Source organism: Donghicola eburneus (assembly GCF_900115865.1).
Lineage (GTDB): Bacteria > Pseudomonadota > Alphaproteobacteria > Rhodobacterales > Rhodobacteraceae > Donghicola > Donghicola eburneus.
This window is the reverse complement of sequence record NZ_FOXY01000040.1, coordinates 1-5,970: the sequence shown is the minus strand read 5'-3', so window position 1 is coordinate 5,970 and position 5,970 is coordinate 1. Positions and strand designations below refer to the sequence as shown.

The window sequence follows — 5,970 nt, the reverse complement described above, 5'->3', positions numbered from 1 at the left end:
TTGCGACTCTTTGTTGGTATCCGTAGAAGGCCCCTCACCGGCGGCGCTGAGGCGCGGTTGGGGCGGACGGGACGGTCGGAAGGCTGGAAGGTTCGGTTAGAAATTCTGGAGATATTAGCTGGCTGTGGCGCTAAGGGATTAGTGCTTTGGTTGGTTTTTTGTCTCCGCGCTCTTTGACATCGCGAGTATCTGAAGAGATATGTGGGCGGTTTGGTTCATTCGATGTATCAAACGCTGCATATCGCGCTAGTAGGCTTTCGGGCCGATGATCTAGTGTCAGCTTCACTGTCTTGTACGGTTCTTCGGTACCTTTGGTACTGAAGCACATACAGACAGATGACATCCAATAATCTTAGCCGATTATTGGAGATGTGCAGAGGTTCGAACGTCAAGGATAGGCTGTAAGGCCTTTCAACTTGAGAGTTTGATCCTGGCTCAGAACGAACGCTGGCGGCAGGCCTAACACATGCAAGTCGAGCGAGACCTTCGGGTCTAGCGGCGGACGGGTTAGTAACGCGTGGGAACGTGCCCTTTACTACGGAATAGTCCCGGGAAACTGGGTTTAATACCGTATACGCCCTTCGGGGGAAAGATTTATCGGTAAAGGATCGGCCCGCGTTAGATTAGATAGTTGGTGGGGTAATGGCCTACCAAGTCTACGATCTATAGCTGGTTTGAGAGGATGATCAGCAACACTGGGACTGAGACACGGCCCAGACTCCTACGGGAGGCAGCAGTGGGGAATCTTAGACAATGGGCGCAAGCCTGATCTAGCCATGCCGCGTGAGTGACGAAGGCCTTAGGGTCGTAAAGCTCTTTCGCCAGGGATGATAATGACAGTACCTGGTAAAGAAACCCCGGCTAACTCCGTGCCAGCAGCCGCGGTAATACGGAGGGGGTTAGCGTTGTTCGGAATTACTGGGCGTAAAGCGCACGTAGGCGGACTGGAAAGTTGGGGGTGAAATCCCGGGGCTCAACCTCGGAACTGCCTCCAAAACTACTAGTCTAGAGTTCGAGAGAGGTGAGTGGAATTCCGAGTGTAGAGGTGAAATTCGTAGATATTCGGAGGAACACCAGTGGCGAAGGCGGCTCACTGGCTCGATACTGACGCTGAGGTGCGAAAGTGTGGGGAGCAAACAGGATTAGATACCCTGGTAGTCCACACCGTAAACGATGAATGCCAGTCGTCGGCAAGCATGCTTGTCGGTGACACACCTAACGGATTAAGCATTCCGCCTGGGGAGTACGGTCGCAAGATTAAAACTCAAAGGAATTGACGGGGGCCCGCACAAGCGGTGGAGCATGTGGTTTAATTCGAAGCAACGCGCAGAACCTTACCAACCCTTGACATCCTGTGCTAACTCCAGAGATGGAGTGTTCCCTTCGGGGACGCAGTGACAGGTGCTGCATGGCTGTCGTCAGCTCGTGTCGTGAGATGTTCGGTTAAGTCCGGCAACGAGCGCAACCCACATCCTTAGTTGCCATCATTCAGTTGGGCACTCTAGGGAAACTGCCCGTGATAAGCGGGAGGAAGGTGTGGATGACGTCAAGTCCTCATGGCCCTTACGGGTTGGGCTACACACGTGCTACAATGGTAGTGACAATGGGTTAATCCCAAAAAGCTATCTCAGTTCGGATTGGGGTCTGCAACTCGACCCCATGAAGTCGGAATCGCTAGTAATCGCGTAACAGCATGACGCGGTGAATACGTTCCCGGGCCTTGTACACACCGCCCGTCACACCATGGGAGTTGGGTTTACCCGAAGGCGGTGCGCCAACCTTTTGGAGGCAGCCGACCACGGTAAGCTCAGCGACTGGGGTGAAGTCGTAACAAGGTAGCCGTAGGGGAACCTGCGGCTGGATCACCTCCTTTCTAAGGATGATCCTAGATTGAATGGCTTGCCATTCACGTGGATCACTTAGCATATAGTCTCCTACCTTTGGGAGACACACATCACGGGCCAGGCCGTCCTCATATCTCTTCAGGAAGAAATACAGACCGACCGGTCTGGACAGACTTGGGTCGGTAGCTCAGGTGGTTAGAGCGCACGCCTGATAAGCGTGAGGTCGGAGGTTCAAGTCCTCCTCGACCCACCACGGTTCTTCTGCGGAGCAGAAGAGACCGGCTGAACCACAGGTTAGACTGTTGCCAGCACCCAGAATTGCACCGGGTGACGCTCTCGGGCACTTCCTTCGGAAGTCCCTGCCGCGCACTCCCCCAATTTTGCGTGCAAGATTGTGGGGCCTTAGCTCAGCTGGGAGAGCGCCTGATTTGCATTCAGGAGGTCAGGAGTTCGATCCTCCTAGGCTCCACCACTTCTTCTTCGGATACTTGAGAGAGACAAAGATGATGATTGGATCATCAAGGGCATCTGCGGATGTTTTTGATCGTCCAATCGGACGTTTTGACATCGTTTAGAGAGAAATCAAATTCAACATGCTGGTTGCTATAAGTGTTTAGCGACCTCTGCGAGCTGCGGCGCCTTTTGGCGTCTTGGTACAAAGCTTCGTTTCCCCGAAGGTGCGTATGACAGGTTTGCATGAAACGGCATGTTGTTCCAAGTCAAGTACACTAACCAGATGTGATCTGCGGATCGCATCATTGTTCAACCATCACCGACATGATGGTTGGGCGGGAAAGTAATGACTTTTGGTCCAGATTTAAGGAGTGGCCGCACGAACCAGCGTGGCCTTAAGACTTTGCCAAGTCTTGCTCTTTCTGGATCAAATCAAGCGCGAAAAGGGCGTTTGGTGGATGCCTTGGCAGCAAGAGGCGATGAAGGACGTGATACTCTGCGATAAGTTATGGGGAGCCGAGAATAGGCTTTGATCCATAAATCTCCGAATGGGGCAACCCACCTGAATGTTTGTTATTGTTGGCTTCGGCCAATCAATAATGAGCATAAACAGGTACTTATTACCTGAATACATAGGGTTTTAAGAGCAAACCCGGGGAACTGAAACATCTAAGTACCCGGAGGAAAGGAAATCAATTGATACTCCCCTAGTAGCGGCGAGCGAACGGGGACCAGCCGAGCCAGATGAGTGACTAGAACATGTTGGGAAGCATGGCCATAGCGGGTGATAGCCCCGTATAGGAAGCTCTGATGGACGTATTAAGTAGGGCGGGACACGTGAAATCCTGTCTGAAGATCGGAGGACCACCTTCGAAGGCTAAGTACTCCTTGCTGACCGATAGCGAACCAGTACCGTGAGGGAAAGGTGAAAAGCACCCCGACGAGGGGAGTGAAACAGTACCTGAAACCGGACGCCTACAATCAGTCGGAGGCTCCTCGAGAGCTGACGGCGTACCTTTTGTATAATGGGTCATCGACTTGGTCTAACTAGCAAGCTTAAGCCGTTAGGTGTAGGCGCAGCGAAAGCGAGTCTTAATAGGGCGCAGAGTTAGTTGGATCAGACCCGAAACCGAGTGATCTAGGCATGACCAGGATGAAGACAAGGTAACACTTGTTGGAGGTCCGAACCCACACCTGTTGAAAAAGGTCGGGATGAGTTGTGCCTAGGGGTGAAAGGCCAATCAAACTCGGAGATAGCTGGTTCTCCGCGAAATCTATTTAGGTAGAGCGTCATCCGAATACCCCGGGGGGTAGAGCACTGGATGGGTAATGGGGCCCCACAGGCTTACTGATCCTAACCAAACTCCGAATACCCGGGAGTACTAGATGGCAGACACACTGCGGGTGCTAACGCCCGTAGTGGAGAGGGAAACAACCCTGACCTCCAGCTAAGGCCCCTAATTCATGGCTAAGTGGGAAAGCAGGTGGGACGACCAAAACAACCAGGAGGTTGGCTTAGAAGCAGCCATCCTTTAAAGATAGCGTAACAGCTCACTGGTCTAATTAAGTTGTCCTGCGGCGAAGATGTAACGGGGCTCAAGCCATGAGCCGAAGCTGAGGACTGCATAGCAGTGGTAGCGGAGCGTAGTGTGACATAGTTCCACGCCTCCTTAGCCTTCTTCTGAAGGCATTGGAGGCTCGGAGCTTTCGATGAAGCCGGGCTGTAAGGCATCCGGTGGAGAGATCACTAGCGAGAATGATGACATGAGTAGCGACAAAGAGTGTGAGAGACACTCTCGCCGAAAGTCCAAGGGTTCCTGCTTAAAGCTAATCTGAGCAGGGTAAGCCGGCCCCTAAGGCGAGGCCGAAAGGCGTAGTCGATGGGAACCAGGTTAATATTCCTGGGCCAGGAGGATGTGACGGATCTCGAAGATTGTTCGACCTTATCGGATTGGTCGGGCCGTTTAGAGGTCCCTGGAAATAGCCCTCCATGAGACCGTACCCTAAACCGACACAGGTGGACTGGTAGAGAATACCAAGGCGCTTGAGAGAACAACGTTGAAGGAACTCGGCAAAATACCTCCGTAAGTTCGCGAGAAGGAGGCCCAGTTTCTACGCAAGTATTGGCTGGGGGCACAAACCAGGGGGTGGCGACTGTTTACTAAAAACACAGGGCTCTGCGAAGTCGCAAGACGACGTATAGGGTCTGACGCCTGCCCGGTGCCTGAAGGTTAAAAGGAGGGGTGAGAGCTCTGAATTGAAGCCCAGGTAAACGGCGGCCGTAACTATAACGGTCCTAAGGTAGCGAAATTCCTTGTCGGGTAAGTTCCGACCTGCACGAATGGCGTAACGACTTCCCCGCTGTCTCCAACGTTGACTCAGCGAAATTGAATTGCCTGTCAAGATGCAGGCTTCCCGCGGTTAGACGGAAAGACCCCGTGCACCTTTACTACAGCTTCACACTGGCATCAGGCCAAGCATGTGCAGGATAGGTGGTAGGCTTCGAAGCAGACACGCCAGTGTCTGTGGAGCCTCCCTTGAGATACCACCCTTGCTTTGCTTGATGTCTAACCGCGGTCCGTTATCCGGATCCGGGACCCTGTGTGGCGGGTAGTTTGACTGGGGCGGTCGCCTCCCAAAGAGTAACGGAGGCGCGCGAAGGTTGGCTCAGAGCGGTCGGACATCGCTCGTTGAGTGCAATGGCAGAAGCCAGCCTGACTGCGAGACTGACAAGTCGAGCAGAGTCGAAAGACGGCCATAGTGATCCGGTGGTCCCGAGTGGAAGGGCCATCGCTCAACGGATAAAAGGTACGCCGGGGATAACAGGCTGATACTGCCCAAGAGTCCATATCGACGGCAGTGTTTGGCACCTCGATGTCGGCTCATCTCATCCTGGGGCTGGAGCAGGTCCCAAGGGTACGGCTGTTCGCCGTTTAAAGAGGTACGTGAGCTGGGTTTAGAACGTCGTGAGACAGTTCGGTCCCTATCTGCCGTGGGTGTAGGATACTTGAGAGGAGTTGCCCCTAGTACGAGAGGACCGGGGTGAACGATCCACTGGTGGACCTGTTGTTGCGCCAGCAGCAGTGCAGGGTAGCTATGATCGGACAGGATAACCGCTGAAGGCATCTAAGCGGGAAGCCCCCCTCAAAACAAGGTATCCCTGAGAGCCGTGGTAGACCACCACGTCGATAGGCCGGAGATGTAAGCGTGGTAACACGTTCAGTTGACCGGTACTAATGGCTCGATAGGCTTGATTTGATCCAGTAAAAGCAAGAACTTGCCTTACTGAAATCAAAAGTCATACACACCAACAAAACAAAGCGTACTGACTTGGAAAACGAGATTTTATTCGGTTTGGTGGTCATAGCACGAGCAAAACACCCGGTCCCTTTCCGAACCCGGAAGTTAAGTGCCGACGCGCCAATGGTACTGCGGCTTAAGTCGTGGGAGAGTAGGTCACCGCCAAACCTAATAAAATCTCGTAAAACCGATCTCTCTCTAAAACGATCACAAAATTCCTCAGCTGAAATTTACTATATCCGCTGAGGGCGATAGCGGCCTCAAGAAGCACTCCGTGCAATAGGCCAATAAGCGTCGCGGGATGGAGCAGCCCGGTAGCTCGTCAGGCTCATAACCTGAAGGTCGTAGGTTCAAATCCTACTCCCGCAACCAA

At 53.1% G+C, this 5,970-nt stretch carries 3 tRNA genes and 3 rRNA genes; all 6 read left to right on the top strand.

Annotation, left to right across the window (positions count from 1 at the left end):
• Window positions 1-412: 412 nt before the first annotated feature.
• The 6 genes from BM225_RS21315 to BM225_RS21290 all read left to right on the top strand — a co-directional run bounded on the left by BM225_RS21315 (window position 413) and on the right by BM225_RS21290 (window position 5,969).
• Window positions 413-1,873: ribosomal RNA gene (locus tag BM225_RS21315) — 16S ribosomal RNA — on the top strand.
• 147 nt (window positions 1,874-2,020) lie between these two features.
• Window positions 2,021-2,097, top strand: a tRNA-Ile gene (locus tag BM225_RS21310).
• A 143-nt stretch (window positions 2,098-2,240) separates the two neighbouring features.
• Window positions 2,241-2,316 (top strand) — tRNA-Ala (locus tag BM225_RS21305).
• Window positions 2,317-2,727: 411 nt separating this feature from the next.
• Window positions 2,728-5,555: ribosomal RNA gene (locus tag BM225_RS21300) — 23S ribosomal RNA — on the top strand.
• Between the two features lie 95 nt (window positions 5,556-5,650).
• Window positions 5,651-5,765, top strand: a 5S ribosomal RNA gene (gene rrf, locus BM225_RS21295).
• The 16S, 23S and 5S rRNA genes sit together here with 3 tRNA genes alongside, the layout of an rRNA operon.
• A 127-nt stretch (window positions 5,766-5,892) precedes the next feature.
• Window positions 5,893-5,969 (top strand) — tRNA-Met (locus BM225_RS21290).
• Window position 5,970: the final 1 nt, after the last annotated feature.